Annotated in this window: 15 protein-coding genes and 2 pseudogenes; 11 read left to right on the top strand and 6 right to left on the bottom strand. The window is 42.8% G+C overall.

The window, feature by feature from the left end:
* The first annotated feature begins 71 nt into the window (after positions 1 to 71).
* From FOC32_RS14050 to rnhB, 4 genes are all read left to right on the top strand, one after another.
* The gene (locus FOC32_RS14050; RefSeq protein WP_004784210.1) at positions 72 to 1,073 is read left to right on the top strand and encodes an adenosine deaminase; all 1,002 of its coding nucleotides are present in this window, start codon (positions 72 to 74) and stop codon (positions 1,071 to 1,073) included.
* 79 nt (positions 1,074 to 1,152) lie between these two features.
* On the top strand, positions 1,153 to 1,497 hold the full coding sequence (locus FOC32_RS14045; protein WP_004784208.1) for a hypothetical protein: 345 nt from the start codon (positions 1,153 to 1,155) through the stop codon (positions 1,495 to 1,497).
* Positions 1,498 to 1,680: 183 nt separating this feature from the next.
* Positions 1,681 to 2,061, top strand: coding sequence for a hypothetical protein (locus FOC32_RS14040; protein ID WP_004784206.1), 381 nt, complete (start codon positions 1,681 to 1,683; stop codon positions 2,059 to 2,061).
* A 57-nt stretch (positions 2,062 to 2,118) separates the two neighbouring features.
* Complete coding sequence (gene rnhB, locus FOC32_RS14035) at positions 2,119 to 2,709, top strand: ribonuclease HII (RefSeq protein WP_004784204.1); 591 nt, start codon at positions 2,119 to 2,121, stop codon at positions 2,707 to 2,709.
* A 79-nt stretch (positions 2,710 to 2,788) separates the two neighbouring features.
* Here the strand turns inward: rnhB and csrA are convergent, their stop codons facing one another.
* The 3 genes from csrA to alaS all read right to left on the bottom strand — a co-directional run bounded on the left by csrA (position 2,789) and on the right by alaS (position 7,333).
* Positions 2,789 to 3,046, bottom strand: coding sequence for a carbon storage regulator CsrA (csrA, locus tag FOC32_RS14030; protein ID WP_004784202.1), 258 nt, complete (start codon positions 3,044 to 3,046; stop codon positions 2,789 to 2,791).
* A 248-nt stretch (positions 3,047 to 3,294) separates the two neighbouring features.
* On the bottom strand, positions 3,295 to 4,575 hold the full coding sequence (locus FOC32_RS14025; protein ID WP_004784201.1) for an aspartate kinase: 1,281 nt from the start codon (positions 4,573 to 4,575) through the stop codon (positions 3,295 to 3,297).
* 64 nt (positions 4,576 to 4,639) lie between these two features.
* The gene (alaS, locus tag FOC32_RS14020; protein ID WP_171064812.1) at positions 4,640 to 7,333 is read right to left on the bottom strand and encodes an alanine--tRNA ligase; all 2,694 of its coding nucleotides are present in this window, start codon (positions 7,331 to 7,333) and stop codon (positions 4,640 to 4,642) included.
* Positions 7,334 to 7,742: 409 nt separating this feature from the next.
* Here alaS and FOC32_RS14015 point away from each other — a divergent pair, with 409 nt between their 5' ends.
* Both FOC32_RS14015 and FOC32_RS14010 read left to right on the top strand, forming a co-directional pair.
* Complete coding sequence (locus FOC32_RS14015) at positions 7,743 to 8,771, top strand: type I glyceraldehyde-3-phosphate dehydrogenase (RefSeq protein WP_004784196.1); 1,029 nt, start codon at positions 7,743 to 7,745, stop codon at positions 8,769 to 8,771.
* A gap of 179 nt (positions 8,772 to 8,950) precedes the next feature.
* The gene (locus FOC32_RS14010; RefSeq protein ID WP_004784195.1) at positions 8,951 to 9,247 is read left to right on the top strand and encodes a hypothetical protein; all 297 of its coding nucleotides are present in this window, start codon (positions 8,951 to 8,953) and stop codon (positions 9,245 to 9,247) included.
* Positions 9,248 to 9,283: 36 nt separating this feature from the next.
* Here FOC32_RS14010 and FOC32_RS14005 read toward each other — a convergent pair whose 3' ends face one another.
* Positions 9,284 to 9,583 (bottom strand): AzlD family protein, encoded by a 300-nt coding sequence (locus FOC32_RS14005; protein ID WP_004784194.1) that lies wholly within the window; start codon positions 9,581 to 9,583, stop codon positions 9,284 to 9,286.
* Positions 9,580 to 10,326 (bottom strand): annotated as a pseudogene (locus FOC32_RS14000) (AzlC family ABC transporter permease). The gene FOC32_RS14005 and the pseudogene FOC32_RS14000 overlap by 4 nt, the downstream one beginning before the upstream one ends.
* A gap of 473 nt (positions 10,327 to 10,799) precedes the next feature.
* On the opposite strand from FOC32_RS14000, the gene FOC32_RS13995 reads away from it, so the two are divergent.
* The 5 genes and pseudogenes from FOC32_RS13995 (at position 10,800) to FOC32_RS13975 (ending at position 15,574) form a co-directional block, all read left to right on the top strand.
* The gene (locus FOC32_RS13995; RefSeq protein WP_004784187.1) at positions 10,800 to 11,966 is read left to right on the top strand and encodes an ATP phosphoribosyltransferase regulatory subunit; all 1,167 of its coding nucleotides are present in this window, start codon (positions 10,800 to 10,802) and stop codon (positions 11,964 to 11,966) included.
* Between the two features lie 79 nt (positions 11,967 to 12,045).
* Complete coding sequence (locus tag FOC32_RS13990) at positions 12,046 to 13,365, top strand: adenylosuccinate synthase (protein WP_004784184.1); 1,320 nt, start codon at positions 12,046 to 12,048, stop codon at positions 13,363 to 13,365.
* Positions 13,366 to 13,495: 130 nt separating this feature from the next.
* Positions 13,496 to 14,286: pseudogene (locus tag FOC32_RS13985) on the top strand (M48 family metallopeptidase).
* Between the two features lie 93 nt (positions 14,287 to 14,379).
* Entirely contained in the window at positions 14,380 to 14,688 is a 309-nt protein-coding gene (locus tag FOC32_RS13980) for a hypothetical protein (RefSeq protein WP_004784177.1), read from the top strand.
* A 112-nt stretch (positions 14,689 to 14,800) separates the two neighbouring features.
* Positions 14,801 to 15,574, top strand: a complete 774-nt coding sequence (locus FOC32_RS13975) for a M48 family metallopeptidase (protein WP_004784174.1) — start codon at positions 14,801 to 14,803, stop codon at positions 15,572 to 15,574.
* A gap of 139 nt (positions 15,575 to 15,713) precedes the next feature.
* Here the strand turns inward: FOC32_RS13975 and slyD are convergent, their stop codons facing one another.
* Positions 15,714 to 16,196, bottom strand: a complete 483-nt coding sequence (slyD, locus tag FOC32_RS13970) for a peptidylprolyl isomerase (RefSeq protein ID WP_004784172.1) — start codon at positions 16,194 to 16,196, stop codon at positions 15,714 to 15,716.
* Positions 16,197 to 16,237: the final 41 nt, after the last annotated feature.

The following is a 16,237-nucleotide window of genomic DNA, read 5'->3' as shown; positions in this document are numbered from 1 at the left end:
TCGAATATCAAAAGGGTGTAAACTCAGTTTGCACCCTTTTTTATTTTTCTCAGGTTTAATCAGGAGTAGCGATGAACCGTCTTGAATTGATTCAGGCTTTGCCAAAGGCTGAGCTGCATGTGCATATCGAAGGTACCTTTGAACCTGAGTTAATGTTTGCGATTGCACAGCGTAATGAAATTAGCATTCCTTATAAATCAGTTGAGGAAGTGAAGCAGGCTTATAATTTCCATAATCTGCAATCTTTCCTGGATATCTACTACGCGGGTGCCAATGTTCTGATTCATGAACAGGACTTTTATGATCTGGCTTGGGCATATTTTGAAAAATGTGCGGATGATAATGTCGTGCATACTGAAATGTTCTTTGATCCGCAGACGCATACCGATCGTGGCATTGCCTTTGAAACCGTAATTAATGGCTTGCAGAAAGCCTGTGATGATGCGAAAGCTAAGTTAGGCATTACTTCACATCTGATCATGTGTTTCCTGCGTCATCTTAGTGAAGAAGCAGCATTTGAAACATTAGAACAAGCGCTGCCTTATAAAGATCGGATCATTGGAGTGGGGCTGGATTCAAGTGAAGTCGGCCATCCACCGTCTAAGTTTGAATGTGTTTTCGCTAAAGCACGTGAAGCCGGTTTTCTGGTAGTCGCACATGCGGGTGAAGAAGGTCCGGCAGAATATGTCTGGGAAGCTTTGGATTTATTAAAAGTTAACCGTATTGACCATGGCGTACGTTCTGAGGAAGATCCAGAATTGATGCAGCGTTTGATTGCAGAGAAGATGCCGCTCACAGTATGTCCACTTTCAAACCTAAAGCTGTGTGTTGTGGATGATATGCAGCAGCATAATATCCGTCGCCTGTTGCAGCAGGGTGTGCATGTGACAGTGAATTCAGATGATCCTTCGTATTTTGGTGGTTATATGAATGACAATTTCATTGCCATTGCTGAAGCTTTAGATCTAAGCAACGAAGAACTTAAACAGCTCGCAATTAATTCTTTTGAAGCTTCATTTATTTCTGATACTGAAAAACAGAAATGGATCAGCCTGATTCAGGCACTTGTTTAAAATATCATTCCAGTAAATTTGTTAGCCCAAAGAGGGTAGAGTTCGCTCTGCCTTTTATAATTTGATTTGTGAACCAAAGATGAAATTAAAATTCCTGTGGCCTGTTCTTGCTGTTAGCTTAATCAATCCTGCTTGTGCAGATACCTCAATGACTCAGAAAGCCCTGAAACCTGTGATTGAGTATCAGTGTGGCCAAGAGCTGAAAGATTCCAAAGTCTGGAAAATGGGTACTTATTTCATGGCTGAAGCCAATAAACAGCATTTACAGCAAAAAGTGTGTGGCTGTGTGGGTGAGCATGCTTTGGAAGGTGTGCCGGCCAAAACCCTGTTAAAAGCAACCATTGATGAAGAAACTAAAAAAGAGCTGACCCGTAAAGCAATTGCCAATAGCTTAAAAGGCTGTATGGGTGAGTTTATCAATTAAGGATTTTTGGGTGCTGGATTATCCAGACTTTACCTTTAGATTAATAGTGAGTCTTCTTTCCTGTGATGGCTATGAGTCTGGCTGCGCGCAGATTAAACATCATGACTCATTTTTAGATTTCTTATTGCGATAAACTTCGGCACAATAGCGCATATTTTAAAAGCTGAAAAAAGGATAAAATCCGTGAAAAAATTATTGGCTGTTGTTGTACCATTAACACTTGTTCTTTCTGCATGTGTAGCACCACAAGGTGCCAGCACCACAACTCAAGCAAGTACAGGTCAGCAACTCGGTTCTGCAGCCATTAAAATTGCCATCAATGCAAAATGTGTCACTGAACTGAATAATATTCCGGCTTGGCAAACTGCAACACGTTTAATGACAGAAACACAAAAACAGAATATCCAGTCTGAAATCTGTGGTTGTGTGAGTGAAAAAGCACCACAAAACGTGACTGCGGTGGATTTGGCAACTGCAGCAATTGACCCAGCAGCACGTGCGACTATTGTAGGCAATGTCGTTGCAAATACTATTAACGCTTGTGTGGCTGAAGCTGTAAACTAAGTCAAAATCAAATTTGAATAGGCTGACTGGTTCAGCCTATTTTTTATGGGAAATAAAATGAATATTGCTGGTGTAGATGAAGCAGGGCGTGGGCCATTAGTAGGATCGGTGGTCGCTGCGGCTGTGATATTGGATCCGAATAACCCGATTGAGGGTTTAAATGATTCCAAGAAGCTAAGCGAGAAGAAGCGCGAAAAACTTTTTATTGAGATTCAGGAAAAAGCATTGGCTTGGGCGATTGCTGAGGCCTCTGCAGCAGAAATCGACGAGCATAATATTTTGCAGGCCTCTTTACTGGCAATGCGCCGCGCTGTGGAAGCATTAAGCATTCAGCCGGAACATGTACTGGTCGATGGCAACAAGATTCCTCAGGGCCTTGCGATGAGTTGTGATGCGGTCGTAGGTGGGGATGCCTTGCATCCTGAGATTTCAGCAGCCAGTATTCTGGCTAAAGTGACCCGTGATCGCCAGATGGTGGAGATGGATCAAAAATATCCGCAATTTGGCTTTGCCAAGCATAAGGGCTATCCGACCAAAGCACATTTTGAAGCGATTGCCTTACACGGGGTGATTGATGAACATCGTCGTAGTTTTGGACCAGTGAAAAAAGTGCTGGCAGCGTTGCTTGATCAGCAGCAGGCGGGATAAAGTTTGATTATTTTGCTATGCAGTTGAAAATTAGGCAAATTAAAAGCGGCTTAAAAGCCGCTTTTATATTCATACAAAATTAACGGTTAAAGTTATTTTGTGTCTGGTTATCATCTTCATAAGAAGAAGGTTGATAATCCTGGTCAATATGCTGAAGATGTTCATGCATTGCACGTTCATGCTGGATACGCTGGTAAATCTCTTCACGGTGTACAGAGACTTCTTTCGGAGCATTTACCCCAATACGAACCTGGTTGCCTTTTACGCCAAGTACAGTCACGCTGACTTGGTCTCCGATCATTAAAGTTTCCCCGACGCGTCGAGTCAAAATCAGCATGTTTCTCTCCTTGCAAAATGCAAAACCTGCAATCTATTGAATGTAATAAAAAAACACAACCTAAAATTATATAATTAAAGTTTGAATAGAAAGTCCTATCCATGAAATGAAGAGGTTAACTATCCAGACTGTTGAAAATCCTTAGGCTTAATATAACAGAGCCACTATAAAAAAAACTATAGTGGCCCTGCATTTTTGTAGAGATTTAATGAAATACTGTCAGACAATAACGGTATTTTGTAGTTCTCTTAAGCGCGTGCGCTAGATTCACCATGTTCACGGTCTAAACCGAACGCAGTGTGAAGTGAGCGAACTGCAAGCTCAAGATAATTCTCTTCGATAATCACAGAAATCTTGATTTCAGAAGTAGAGATCATCAGGATGTTGATACCTTCATCAGCAAGAGCAGTGAACATTTTGCTTGCTACACCTGCGTGAGAGCGCATACCTACACCGACGATAGACACTTTTACGATGTCATCACGAGTTGCAACTTCACGTGCGCCAATCGCTTGAGCTGTCTCTTCAAGGATTTTTTTGGCTTTAGCAAGTTCACCGCGGTTTACAGTAAACGTGAAATCAGTTGTACCATCTTCTTCAACGTTCTGGATAATCATATCCACTTCGATATTGGCATCACCAATTGGTTTAAGAATTTTAGATGCAATACCTGGCTCATCTGGAACACCCAGAATAGTCAGTTTAGCTTCGTCGCGGTTGAACGCGATACCAGAGATAATTGGCTGTTCCATGTTGTCTTCCAGTTCAGTAGTAATAAGAGTTCCGACGTTGTTTTTGAAGTCTTCGTCAAATGCGCCATCAGTGTCATTATCGAAGCTTGAGAGTACGCGTAAAGGCACTTGGTACTTGCCTGCAAATTCTACAGAGCGAATTTGAAGAACTTTAGAACCTAAAGATGCCATTTCCAGCATTTCTTCGAAAGAGATACGGTCTACTTTTTTCGCTTTAGGAGCAACACGAGGGTCAGTCGTATATACGCCATCAACATCTGTGTAAATCTGACATTCATCCGCTTTTAGCGCTGCAGCAAGGGCAACACCTGAGGTATCAGAACCACCACGACCTAAAGTTGTGGTATTGCCATCAGCATCAAAGCCCTGGAAACCTGCAACCACAATCACGCGGCCTGCATCTAGGTTTTCAGTCAATACATCAGTATCAATAGATTCGATACGTGCTTTGGTGAATGCGCTGTCAGTTTTAATACCAACCTGGCGACCAGTTAAAGATTTAGCTTCAACGCCAATTGAATTCAGCGCCATAGCTAACATGGAAATCGTTACCTGTTCACCCGTAGAAACCATTTGGTCAAGTTCACGTGGGTCAGGGGTTTCGGTAATGGCTTTCGCGAGAGCAAGCAAGCGGTTGGTTTCACCACTCATAGCAGATACGACTACAACCACCTTGTGGCCATGGTCATGCCAGCGCTTCACACGACGAGCAACATTGAGAATGCGCTCGGGAGTACCCATTGAGGTACCGCCATATTTTTGAACGATTAATGCCATAGTTGTTCCATATAAACCATGACCCTGATTTTCCGATCAGGGTCAGTTACACAAAATGAAGTTTTTATTTTGCTTCAAGCCAAGCTGCTAAATCAGCCATCACTGGAGCAAACTTCTCGTTAAGTGGCGCGCCACCTTGTGCCAAGTCAGGTTTACCACCACCTTTACCACCTAGCTCTGCAGCCAAGTGTTTGATGATGTCACCCGCTTTAATAGAAGCAGTAAAGTCTTTCGCCACAGATGCAATCAAGCTCACCTTGTCACCCTCTACACCTGCAAGAACAATGACTGCATTTTCTAATTTTGATTTCACACCGTCGTGCAGATTACGCAATGCTTTCGCATCCATACCCTGAACAGTCGTGATTAGTGTTTTACGACCAGCAAGCTCTTGAACCTGACTTAAAAGTTCACCGGCTTGTAGGCTTGCTAATTTTTGATTCAGTTGTTCGATCTGTTTTTGCAATTGATGCGCAGTGTCCACCACAGCTTCAACTTTTTCGACTGTTTGATGGTTCTGTGCTTTTAACAAACCATTGATATATTGAACATCACGATCGACTTTCTGTACGGCTTCAACCGCTTTAGTACCGGTTACGGCTTCAATACGACGTACACCTGCTGCGACACCACCTTCAGACGTGATTTTAAACAGACCGATGTCACCTGTACGTTTAACGTGAATACCGCCACACAATTCGATCGAGAAGTTTTTCTCGTCAATCACTGAACCCATAGACAATACGCGAACTTCTTCACCGTATTTCTCACCGAACAGCATCATCGCACCTTTGGCTTTCGCAGATTCGATGTCGAGCAGTTCAGTCGTAACAGGCGTATTGGCAATTACTTCAGCATTTACCAGACGTTCAATTTCTTGCAGCTGTTCAAAAGTTACAGGCTGATCATTGGCAAAGTCGAAACGTAATACGTCAGAAGCAACCAATGAACCTTTTTGCTGTACGTGTGAACCCAGGATTTGACGTAGGGCAGCGTGGAGCAAGTGAGTTGCAGAGTGGTTACGAGCAGTTGCAGCACGAATCTCGGCTTTAACCGTTGCTTCAACGTTTTGAGTAACTTTAAGGTTACCCATAGTCACGATACCTTGGTGAACGAATGCACCACCAGATTTTTTGGTATCTTGAACTTCGAAAATACCAGTATCGTTTTTGAAGAGCCCTGTATCACCGATCTGACCACCGCTTTCTGCATAGAAAGGAGTTTGGTTCAGAACAATCAGTGCTTCGTCGCCTTCAACCACTTCGTCAACTTGCTCGCCATCTTTGTAGATCGCGATGATTCGACCTTCGCCTGCTGTTGCGTCATAACCTTCAAACTGAGTTTCGCCTTCAACTTTAACAACGCTGTTATAGTCGATTGCGAATTTACCTGCATCACGTGCACGTTGACGTTGAGCCGCCATTTCTTTTTCAAAGCCCGCTTCGTCAATGGTTAAATCACGTTCACGTGCGATATCTGCTGTAAGATCAGTTGGGAAGCCATAAGTATCATAAAGTTTGAATACGATTTCACCTGGAATCACTGAACCTTTCAGATTTGACAATTCGCCTTCAAGCAATTTCAGACCTTGCTCAAGTGTTTTAGCAAACTGTTCTTCTTCTTTCAGCAAAGCGGCTTCGATACGTGCTTTGTTTGCTTCAAGTTCAGGATAAGCTGCGCCCATCACATCAATTAAAGGCTGAAGCATTTTGTGGAAGAATGAACCAGTCGCACCCAGTTTGTTACCATGACGAACTGCACGACGGATAATACGGCGCAGTACATAACCACGACCTTCATTTGAAGGGTTCACGCCATCCGCAATCAGGAAGCAGCATGAACGTGCATGGTCAGCAACCACTTTAAGTGAAGCAGGGTATTCAACCGGTTTGTTTTCAGCTTGTGCTTTCGCTTCAATGTCTGAAGTATCTAGACCGATGATTTCAGCAGCAGCTTTCAATAGATTTTGAAACAGGTCGATTTCATAGTTAGAATTGACGTGTTGTAGAACCGCAGAAATACGCTCAAGGCCCATACCTGTATCAACAGAAGGTGCTGGAAGAGGGTGCAGTACGCCATCTGCAGTTCGGTTGAACTGCATGAAGACGTTGTTCCAGATTTCAATGAAACGGTCGCCATCTTCTTCAGGCGTACCAGGCAGGCCACCCCAGATATGATCACCGTGGTCATAGAAGATTTCAGAACATGGACCACAAGGACCAGTGTCACCCATTGCCCAGAAGTTATCAGAAGCATATTTCTCGCCTTTGTTATCACCAATGCGGATAATGCGGCTGGCATCTAGACCAACTTCTTTATTCCAGATATCAAACGCTTCGTCATCAGTGTGATACACAGTTACGTACAATTTGTCTTTAGGCAGAGCCAGCCATTTGTCGCCGGTCAGGAATTCCCAGGCAAATTTAATTGCATCACGTTTGAAGTAATCACCAAACGAGAAGTTGCCCAGCATTTCAAAGAATGTGTGGTGACGAGCTGTATAGCCAACGTTATCTAAGTCGTTGTGTTTACCACCTGCACGTACACATTTTTGTGAAGATGTTGCACGAACGTAGTCACGTTTTTCCAGACCCAGGAAGCAGTCTTTAAACTGGTTCATACCAGCATTGGTAAACAATAATGTTGGGTCGTTGGCAGGAACCAGAGAACTCGACGCGACACGTGTATGCCCTTGCGATTCAAAGTAGCTTAAAAAAGCTTCGCGAATTTCAGCTGATGTCATAAAACGAGTACTCACAACCAAGTCACTCCATAATTTCCGATTTGGCTAAAAACATCACAGTCTGACAAGAAGGTTGGTTCTCTGCTGCAATGCGGGGCTTAAATATTTAAAAACGCCAAATTATAACGGAAAATGCCTGTTCAACCAATGATTTTCATATTTATAGATCATAAAACTATAAGGAATGAATATTGGAAAAATCAGAAAAATGCCCTGCAAAATCAAAAGCTATTGTCATTACAGCAATTTATCTTAATTCTCGCTGATAGAAAGACTGGATTGCTTCAAGTAAAGTATGAATTTTTCGATGAAATATTGGACATTCTGTGTAATTTTTAGTGGATTTAGCTGAATAGTTATCAGTCAGCTGGATAATTCCATTAATATAGGCGCACAAAGTTTTATGCCGCAGTAGGGAATGTCGATGCAACGTATCGCAATTAATGGTTTTGGACGAATCGGACGCAATGTGTTGCGTGCATGGTTTGAAAATCCGAAAGATTTTAATTTTGACATCGTTGCCATTAATGACGTTGCCGACGTTGAAACCTTATTGCATCTATTTAAATATGATTCTACTCATGGTCGTTTCCCGGGGCAGGTTGATCTGACTTATGAAGATGAGTATGCCTACCTGCATGTCACTTATCGCGATGCCTATCAGAAAGTTCAGGTGTTAAGACAGGCGAATCCGGTGGAAAGGCCATGGCATGAACTGAATATTGATGTGGTATTGGAATGTACCGGCCTGTTCCGTTCGCGTGAGGCTGCGACTCAGCATATTACTGCCGGGGCAAAACGGGTCATTATCGGTGCTGCACCGTTTGATACAGTGGATGCCGCAATTGTCTATGGCGTCAACCATCGTGATGTCAAAGAAAGTGACCAGATTATTTCCAGTGTCTCTTGTACTACGCAAGCATTGGTACCTCTAGTCAAAATCATTGATGATGCCTTTGGTATTGAGACTGCACTGATGACTGAAATTCACGCAGTGACAGCGGATCAGTCAGTACTGGATCATGCCCATCGTGATTTAAGACGTGCCCGAGCTTCTGGGCAAAATATTATTCCAACCACATCTTCGGCTTTGGGTGCTTTAAAACGCGTAATGCCGAAGATGGAAAACCGGATTGATGGTTATTCGATTCGCGTGCCAACCATTAATGTAGCGGCCATTGATTTAACCTTTATCTCCCAGTCACCCATTACTGATCATCAGTTGAATGAAGTATTAATGAACGCTGCACGTCAGGATTTTGCTGAAATCATGTCTGTGACAGATGAGCCTCTAGTATCTTCAGACTTTAATCATTCGCCTTATTCATTGATTGTGGATCTGACCCAAACCTTGGTAGTGGGGCATCAGGCCAAAGTATTTGCCTGGTATGATAATGAATGGGGTTATGCCAACCGTTTGCTGGATCTCTGTGAATCCTTTTATACAGATTAAGCTATTTTGAAAGCATCCCAAATGGGGTGCTTTTTTATGCAAGATTAAAAAATTAGAAGAAAATGAATAAGAACTTGAACGTAATTGATCGAAAAGCTCTGGATTTATGCCGAATATTTCTGTGATCTGGATATTTTTTCGTTAAGATAAAGATAATTAAATGGAATAAGAGCAAGCACATGATGTTGATCTGGGGATTTATAATATTACTGACCTTGGCTGTGATTTTTTTGATCTGGCTGCAATTTAATAATAATGAGAGTTCACAAAGTGTGGAAGGCGTGCCAGTTGAGGAAAAAGTGGCGTATCTGGAAGAAAATTTAAAAAAGACCTTGGAAATTATGCAGGATCTGGCGAAAAAAATGCATGTTCAGCAGGAAGTACTGGATCAGACTACGGCTAAACTGCAAAAAGTTGAGCTGCAAAATGCAGAACTGGTAAATCTGCTCGCTAAAGTAATAGAACCAAAGTCATAAGACCTTTTCATGCTGGTTTAGCCTTATATAAAGGATTTAAACCAGTAAGGTTCTTAAAATAGCTGCCGAGGCCATGCTAATCAAAATGGTCGGCAGCATGCCAAAGCGTGATGCAACGAATAGTGTCACCATTATGGCTACCAGATCAGCCGGATCATCTCGTAAAAAATATGGGGCGATCATCGAAATCAGTACACAGCCTGGAATCACTTCCAGAATTTTACGCTGACGTTTGCTCAAAGTTTTATTTTTGAGTAGGACATAGCCAAGTATCCGGGTGCAGTAAGTCGTTAGCGCCACCAATAAGATTGCGATAAAAGTGCTCATCTGGATCATGCTTCATTCTCCTGAATTAGCCAGAAGGCAGCGGCAATGCCAGCAAGCGCACCAATCAGCACATACCAGTTGCCTGGCAGATAGCTATAAGTCAGAGCAGCAAAAATTAAACTGATTAGCCAAGGTCTGGCTTCAGTAAAACCTTTCCACATACCTTTCAGTAAGATCAGCATAATGGCTGGGAAAGCCATATCAAAACCAAAATAGTGAATATCTCTTAACACCGGCCCAACCAAAGCACCTAAAGTGGTAAAGCCGACCCAAGCCAGATAAAGAACAATACATAGCCCGGCATAATAAGGCAGACTAAAAGCATGTTGATATCCAAACTATGCCAGTCGAAGCTGTGCATCTGTCAGGCTTAAGGCCCAGCTTTCATCGACCATAAAGAATAATGCCGGAAAGACTTTTCGATTTGGATGATGTCTTAAATAAGGCACCAGACTGGCACCGAGCAGAATATAGCGGCTGTTAATGAGAAAAGTAATAAAGATCAAGGTAAGAAGATGCGGTGAATCAGTCCAAGCTTCTAAAACTGCAAACTCGGAACCACCCGCAAAGTTCAGCCCGGTCAGCAAGGGAAACTCAAGCAGGCTAAAATCTTTTTGTGCTGCTGTTGCACCCAAGACCAGTGCCAGAGGAATTACACCCAATAATAAAGGTATGCAGTCTTTCACACCACGCTGAAACTCACTCAGAGGAGTGGCATCAGAAGGCGTTATACGTGGCTGAAAGGGAGGCATGAGATGATCGGGTTTTATTCTAGAAGGAGAAAGAAAGTTTATAAGAAATACCGGAGTCTTTGCAGTCCCTTTAAACTCTACCAGAATGATGCTGTTTTCTTGGTCATTTAAGTCTCCACATTGGGTTTTTGTATAGGATTATTTTTAAGCATCTAGTACTGATATTTTATAAATTTTTACCCTTGGATAGATGAGGATTGAATCAAGAATAAATTTTTCGTCATTGTTTTGGTTGGGGAAATATATTAGAAAATCAATTTGATATGTTGGTTATTAAATTTTATTCAGCCTATTTTCTCTTGATAAGAGGGAGATGATTTGGTTTATCTATCTAAGTCCTTTGTTCAGTCAGAGAAAATTATCAAAATTGCGATGCACAGCCTAAACGATCGTGCTAGACTAGGAGAAATCGGGTGTGCTCCCGATTTTTTTATGCGGTTTATTCCGCGCTGACAAGAATTTAGGTTTACAACATGCCCATTTCAGAGACATGGTTATTACCTGATGGTGTAGCTGATGTATTACCAGAACAAGCGCAAGTCATCGAAAGCCTGCGCCGTCAATCACTGGATTTCCTCGCATCTCGAGGTTATCAGCTGGTGTACACGCCATTTATTGAATACATTGAATCTCTATCTTCTCTCTCAGAATCGAATCAGGATTTAGACTTAGCCACTTTTAAAGTGATCGATCAGCTGTCTGGCCGTTTGCTTGGTGTGCGTGCCGATATGACACCACAAGTGGCTCGTATCGATGCGCATGTACATCCAGTGGAAGGTGTGGCTCGTTATTGTTATGCGGGTACGGTTTTACATACGAAACCTCAAGGATTTAATACCACACGTGCACCATTGCAATTGGGTGCAGAATTATTTGGTTCTGACAGCATTGATGCTGACGTGGAAATGGTTGACCTGATGATCAGCCTGATTCAGGAAGCAGGTCTGGCCGACAGTATCCACCTTGACTTAGGTCATGTGGGGCTGTTCCGTAGTCTGATTGTACAAGCCGGTTTAAGTAAAGCAACCGAACGCCAATTGTCTGATCTTTATCAACGTAAAGCATTGCCAGAACTGGCTGAATTTACTGCAAATCTTAAGTTTGGATCAGACTTCTATACGCTTGGCCGTTTTGCAAGTGACCTGGATGCCTTAAAAACGAATTTAAGTACTGAAGTATTAGAAAATCCAGCCTTCAAACAGGCATTTGATGCACTGCAAACCACCAAAAATGAAGTTCAGGCACGTTGGCCGAATCTGCATATTGGGATTGATGTCGTCGAGTTACGTTCATACCATTATCACACCGGCCTGATGTATGCCGTTTATGCACCGAACCGTGCTGCTGCACTGGCACAAGGTGGCCGTTATGATGGTATTGGTGAGCATTTCGGTCGTGCACGTCCGGCAACCGGTTTCTCCTGTGACTTATATGCTTTAAGTGCAGGCAAGTTTGCTACAGCTAAAGTTGTGGTAGCACCAAAGGGTACAGATGCTGCATTATTAAATGCGATTCAGGCAACCCGTGCACAAGGCTTAAGTGTAATTCAGTTATTAGGTAATGATGATTTAAACTCGGTACCGTATGCAACTCACCAGCTGGTGAATGTGGACGGTGAGTGGACCATCAAAACGATTTAATCGCTTTAATTGTTTTACTCAGTGTTCATGTCGCTGAGTGGGACTTTCAACTTTAACAGCATGATGTAATGAGGCTATTATGGGCAAGAATGTTGTGGTACTTGGTACCCAATGGGGCGACGAAGGTAAGGGTAAGATCGTCGACCTGCTCACAGATCAAGCGGCTGCAGTAGTTCGTTATCAAGGCGGACATAACGCAGGTCATACTCTCGTGGTTGGTGGTAAGAAAACTGTATTACACCTCATTCCATCAGGTATTTTACGTGAAAACGTATTGTGCTTAATTGGTAATGGTGTGGTTCTTTCACCTGAAGCGCTCATCAAAGAGATGGATATTCTTGAAAAAGAAGGCGTGCCAGTACGTGAACGTCTACGCATTTCTCCAAACTGTCCATTGATTCTTCCGCACCACATCGCACTTGACCAAGCTCGTGAGAAAAAACGTGGTAATGCGAAAATTGGTACAACTGGTCGTGGGATCGGGCCTGCTTATGAAGATAAAGTGGCGCGTCGTGCAATCCGTGTTGCTGACCTGGTGCGTGGTGGCGAACATCTGAAAGCTCAGCTTGAAGAATTGCTTGAATACCATAACTTCCAATTGACTCAATTCTTCGGTGTTGAAGCAGTTAAAGTTGAAGACGTACTTGCGCTTTGCGACGAATGGCGCAAAGTGATCGAGCCTATGGTTATGGACGTAACTGGTGAACTTCACGCTTACCGTAAAGCTGGCAAGAAAATCATGTTCGAAGGTGCGCAAGGTTCATTGCTTGACGTTGACCACGGTACATACCCGTACGTGACTTCTTCAAACACAACTGCTGGTGGCGTAAGTTCAGGTTCAGGTCTTGGTCCATTACACCTTGACTATGTTCTTGGTATTACTAAAGCATATACCACTCGTGTAGGTTCAGGTCCATTCCCAACTGAGTTGGTGTATGACGCTGCAACAGATACAGGTGATGCAATTGGTAAACACCTGGGTACTGTAGGTTCAGAATTTGGTGCGTCTACTGGCCGTCAACGCCGTTGTGGTTGGTTCGATGCTGAAATCCTGCGTCGTTCAGTAGAAGTGAACTCACTGTCTGGTATTTGCTTGACTAAACTTGACGTTCTTGACGGTTTAGAAGAAGTGAAAATCTGTGTAGGTTACGAAGCTGCTGATTCTGGCTGTGTTGGTTCTTCTGATGCGCTTGCATTCGAAACTTTAAAACCGATCTACGAAACTATGCCAGGCTGGAAAGAATCTACTTTTGGGGCGAAATCACTAGATCAATTGCCACAAGCGGCGATTAACTATGTGAAACGTCTTGAACAATTGATTGAATGTCCAATCGACATCATTTCAACTGGCCCAGACCGTGAAGAAACCATTATTCTTCGCCATCCGTTTGATGCTTAATCGCTTAAGCTAAAAATGATAAAAACCCTGTGATTTCACAGGGTTTTTTTATTTGAACGAACTTATAAAAATGATTGAAAACCTGTTTGGATTCTTTATGATGTTTTGACCTTATATATTTGAGAAGGTCATGAAATATAAAAAATTATTGGTGGGGATGGTCATTGCGACCACATTAACGGGGTGTACTACGGTTGCAGATCTGATGGGGGCTGATTCAGCCACATTAAATCTGAGTGCAGCACAAAGCTATAATCAGATGCTGACAGAGGCCAAGCAGAAACAGATTCTGGATATGACTTCTGCCACCTATAAAAAAGTAAATCGGGTTTTTCTGAAAATGAAGCCGTATGCAGATCAACTGAATCAGACTGGTCAGAAGTTTGACTGGCAAGTGGCGGTGATTAAATCCAACGAGATTAATGCTTATGTTGCACCAGGTGGCAAGGTGGTGTTCTATACGGGCATTGTCGATACACTAAAACTCACAGATGATGAAGTTGCTGCCATCATGGGGCATGAAATGGTACATGCGCTTGAGGAACATTCTAAGAATAAGGTAGGAGCGCAAGGCAAGCACTTACTGATCTGGCAGTAAGTATCGGTAGCAAGTACGTCGGGCAGTCTGCTGGTGGTTATGGTGGGCTACTGCTGGATATAGGGGCTCAATTTGGTGTGGGCTTGCCGTTCTCACGTAATCTGGAAAGCCGTGCCGATAAAGGCGGTCTCATGCTAATGGCACGAGCAGGCTATAACCCGAATGCAGCGATTACGTTGTGGCAAAAAATGAATGCACAAGACAGCCGTGGTAATAGTGTCCTGAATAAATTTACTTCTACGCATCCAACGAATGATGACCGAATTGCAGCCTTGCAACAGCTGATGCCTGAAGCGATGACGGTATACAAGACTAAGAAATAATTTCGAAATTCAGGACTAAAGTCTTAACGGCAAGTGCTGTGCAGTGGCATAGCGCTTGTTAGAATAAAACAAAATAAAATATGAGTATGCAGGATGCATAAAAATATATCGGGAACGATGTTCTATTCCTTGTTATTCGCGATGGGTGGCGCACCGACCATTGCGATGCTGATCATCCGTGCCCAAACTCAGGATCCTGACATTATTTATGGGGCATTCATTGGCTTGAGCGTGATCATTGCCTGTGTATTGGTACCGGTCATCTTGCTGCAGAATGCTTTTCTATTTTTTAAGCGTAAAAGTGAAATTTTAGAAGAAAAAATTAAACCTTTGTGTCATTTATATTTAGGTTTAAATATTGTCTGTCTGATTTATTGGCTTGCGATACAGTATTGGGGTTAAAATTACATAAAATATAACAAGATGAAGTAATTGTACATTTAGTTGCTCCGGCCTTTAACTTATAATTTTTTACAATGTAAATTAACCTTTTGCTTATGGTGGAGTCACTATAATGAAAAATAAATTCTTGTTAGGTATGGGTGCAGCCGCAGCCATTACTTTGTCTGGTTGTACAACTATTGCCGATATTGCAGGTGCAGATACAGCGACTTTAAATGCTTCAGCCAGCCAAAGCTACAATGCCATGGTGGCAGACGCTAAAGCGAAAGGCCAGCTGGATACCAGTTCAGCGACATATAGTCGTATTAATGCTGTTTTTAACCGTTTAAAACCTTATGCCAACCAGCTGAACCAGACAGGTACTGCATTCCAATGGCAGTTGGCTGTATTGAAATCTGATCAGGTCAACGCTTTTGTGGCACCTGGTGGTAAAGTGGTGTTCTATACCGGTATCGTGAACAAGCTGAATCTGACCGATGCTGAAATTGCAGCCATTATGGGTCATGAAATGGTCCATGCCCTGGAAGAGCATGCGAAACAGAAACTTGGTGCACAAGCCCTGACTGATCTGGCATTGGGTATTGGTTTAAATGCAGCGGGCGTAGGACAAGGTGGTGCTGCAGTAGCACAATTGGGTAGCCAGATTGGTATCGGCTTGCCTTACTCACGTAACCTGGAAAGTCGTGCGGACCAAGGTGGTTTAACCTTAATGGCGCGTGCTGGCTATAATCCGAATGCAGCGATTACTCTTTGGGAAAAAATGAACAAGCTTGAAGGTGGTAGCACTGGCGTGACTTTCCTGTCTACTCACCCATCGAACAGTCAACGTATCGCAGCAATGCGTCAAAATCTGCCAGCAGCAATGCAGATCTATAACAAACGTTAATGATTGCGTAATTTGAGTGATTCGCGATTTTAATGATGAAAAGCAGGGTAGTAGTCCTGCTTTTTTATATTTAAAATCTTAAGGCAATAAAAAAGGCAAAGTTTTCACTTTGCCTTTTTATACTAAAGACCGGGAAGTCTTAGTGGTGGTGACCACCTGCACCGTGTACGTGACCGTGATCAAGTTCTTCTTGAGAAGGTTCACGGATAGACACGATTTCAACTTCGAAAGTTAAATCTTGACCAGCAAGCGGGAAGTTAGCATCAACAACTACGTTGTCACCTTCAACTGCTTTAACAGTTACGATTTGAACGCCGTCATCAGTTTGTGCTTGGAACTGCATGCCTGCCTGGATGTTGTCTACGCCTTGGAACATTTGTTTAGGCACTTCTTGCACTAGCTCTGGGTTATATTCGCCATAACCTTCAGCAGCAGGAACATTTACAGTGAATTTTTCACCAACAGTTTTGCCTTCTAAAGCTTTTTCTAAACCAGGGATGATGTTACCTGCACCGTGCAAATAGGCAAGTGGTTCACCTTGAGATTTGTCGAGAGTTTCGCCCTCTGCGTTAGTCAATGTGTAGTGGAAAGAAACCACGAGGTTATTTGCAATAGCAGTCATATTAATTGATCCATTCAATTTTTTAAGGGTACATCATAAAG

It is taken from the genome of Acinetobacter sp. FDAARGOS_724 (genome assembly GCF_013364475.1).
Lineage (GTDB): Bacteria > Pseudomonadota > Gammaproteobacteria > Pseudomonadales > Moraxellaceae > Acinetobacter > Acinetobacter variabilis.
Note: the sequence above shows the minus strand (reverse complement) of the source record. Positions and strands in the feature narration are given on the sequence as shown.

Excerpts from the sequence above, each read along its gene's own strand:
- FOC32_RS14050 (WP_004784210.1), top strand. The coding sequence starts at position 72 with ATGAACCGTCTTGAATTGATTCAGGCTTTGCCAAAGGCTGAGCTGCAT.
- FOC32_RS14045 (WP_004784208.1), top strand. The coding sequence starts at position 1,153 with ATGAAATTAAAATTCCTGTGGCCTGTTCTTGCTGTTAGCTTAATCAAT.
- rnhB (WP_004784204.1), top strand. The coding sequence starts at position 2,119 with ATGAATATTGCTGGTGTAGATGAAGCAGGGCGTGGGCCATTAGTAGGA.
- csrA (WP_004784202.1), bottom strand. The coding sequence starts at position 3,046 with ATGCTGATTTTGACTCGACGCGTCGGGGAAACTTTAATGATCGGAGAC.
- FOC32_RS14025 (WP_004784201.1), bottom strand. The coding sequence starts at position 4,575 with ATGGCATTAATCGTTCAAAAATATGGCGGTACCTCAATGGGTACTCCC.
- FOC32_RS14015 (WP_004784196.1), top strand. The coding sequence starts at position 7,743 with ATGCAACGTATCGCAATTAATGGTTTTGGACGAATCGGACGCAATGTG.
- FOC32_RS14010 (WP_004784195.1), top strand. The coding sequence starts at position 8,951 with ATGATGTTGATCTGGGGATTTATAATATTACTGACCTTGGCTGTGATT.
- FOC32_RS14005 (WP_004784194.1), bottom strand. The coding sequence starts at position 9,583 with ATGATCCAGATGAGCACTTTTATCGCAATCTTATTGGTGGCGCTAACG.
- FOC32_RS13995 (WP_004784187.1), top strand. The coding sequence starts at position 10,800 with ATGCCCATTTCAGAGACATGGTTATTACCTGATGGTGTAGCTGATGTA.
- FOC32_RS13990 (WP_004784184.1), top strand. The coding sequence starts at position 12,046 with ATGGGCAAGAATGTTGTGGTACTTGGTACCCAATGGGGCGACGAAGGT.
- FOC32_RS13980 (WP_004784177.1), top strand. The coding sequence starts at position 14,380 with ATGCATAAAAATATATCGGGAACGATGTTCTATTCCTTGTTATTCGCG.
- FOC32_RS13975 (WP_004784174.1), top strand. The coding sequence starts at position 14,801 with ATGAAAAATAAATTCTTGTTAGGTATGGGTGCAGCCGCAGCCATTACT.
- slyD (WP_004784172.1), bottom strand. The coding sequence starts at position 16,196 with ATGACTGCTATTGCAAATAACCTCGTGGTTTCTTTCCACTACACATTG.